We start from the raw sequence: 1,817 nt of genomic DNA on the forward strand, positions 1-1,817 counted from the left end.
CGGCTGCACGATGACTTCAACGGGCAGAACAAGGACATTTATGTGGAGAACTTTACCGACCCCGAGGACGGTTCCCCGATCTTTGCCCGTGTGCGCCTGTATGAATACATGGAGATCGGCCCCAGCGCAGGAGACACTTCGGCGGCCGACCGCACAGTACAGGTGATTGGAAAAACCGACGCCGATATCGACGATTCCTCCACCTGGGCGGTCCACACCATGAATGGCGATACCGCCGCCAGCCACACCGCCATCCATGAATACTGGAGCTGGACGATGGGCGGCAGCACGGTATATATGCCTACTTTCAATAAAAACAAGGACAGTCTGGCGGCCGATATCAACGGCACCTACGAGGGGCCGGATGGCGACCGGACGACCGCAGCGGATAAATACGCGGACTACATAGAATACACGCTGGACAGCGAGGGTAAAACCGATATCGCGTATTACGACGCCGACGACAACACCGTGGACGAAGGAAACGGGAACGGCCTGGGCAACGGCGGGACGGAAGGCACAAACTATACCGCGGCGGAGGAAAGCCATTCCGTCAAGCAGACGCAGGAGGCCACGGTCCTGACAATGGAGGAATGGAAAGCCATGGGCTCCCCGGTGGGCAAGTACTGGGTGTATGATACCGACGGCTGGGCGTATTGGGCGGAAGCGATCGAGCCGGGCGAGGCCACGGGCCTGCTGCTGGATGGAATTGAGCCGGTCATGGAGCCGGCGGAGAAGTGGTACTATGCCATCGACGTAGTAGGGCAGTTTGCCTCCAGCGGCGACTGGGGCAGCGCGGATGCCCAGACCGGCTTTTACGCGGACGGGCTGAGCGCGGACGGCTTGTATCTTCTCAACCAGGCGGCCGGGAGGCTGCCGAAGATTGAGCGGATGTCGGTCAAGGGCGGCTATAAGCAGTATGTGAACGCGGGGAAGAGCCTGACGCTGGAAGTGGATATGGACATCCTGAACGCTACAGGAAGCACGGCGGAAACCTATGTGCTGTGGAGCGCGGAGCCGGAAACGGCGGCCCTGTCGGGAGATAGCTTCACGCCCACAAGTCAGATGGTGGGCCAGACCTACCGCCTGACGGCCACCAGCGCCTATGACGGGGAAAAGAGCACCTTTGTGGATATCTATGTGCTGCCCGCGGACGCTGTGGGGGCGGTAGAAGGCGAGTTGGACGGCAAGCTCTATGTGGATTTCGGGGACAACACCTATAAAGAGTTGAAAGAGGACGGGAGCCTGGGGGAATTTGTCTCCGCCGGTAAGGATATGGTGATCGGCAACCGTGACGACAACGCCAACGTGGTGGTGCTGGAAACGCCCGACGCGGACTACGGCAGCAAGTTCCTCGGTCCCAATGCGGGGGAAAGCTACTGGGCGATGGGCGCGGACGGCAAGCTGGGGACGGAGGACGACGTCAAGGTGGTGGGCCAGCCGTGGCCCAATAACCTGACGACGACGCTGGCGGACGGCATCACGATTTCCACCGTAAACGAGGCGGAAACGGTGAAGGTCGGCAAAAAGATGCAGTTGAGCGCCTCCGTTACCTTAAAAGGCACGGAAATTGCCAACCAGGACGTGACGTGGACGGTCAGCGGCAACAAGAGCACAAGCACGACCATCGACACCAACGGCCTGCTGACGGTGGGCGCGGATGAGCCCTTTGAAACCATCCTGACGATCTACGCCGAATCCCAGGAGATGGCGGGGCTCAGGACGTATAAGACCATCACGGTCAAGCCGCTGGATTTTGAGGACATCCCCAGCGTGACGGCGGGCAGCACCACCACGGTGACGATAGACGGGGTCGA

Annotated in this window: 1 protein-coding gene; it reads left to right on the forward strand. The window is 60.3% G+C overall.

Annotated features, from left to right (window positions below; genetic code table 11):
• Positions 1 to 1,817: hypothetical protein (locus H8730_RS17240; protein WP_249290285.1), on the forward strand; the 1,817-nt coding region annotated here is incomplete at both ends.

It is taken from the genome of Bianquea renquensis (assembly GCF_014384895.1).
Taxonomy (GTDB): Bacteria; Bacillota; Clostridia; order Lachnospirales; family Bianqueaceae; genus Bianquea; species Bianquea renquensis.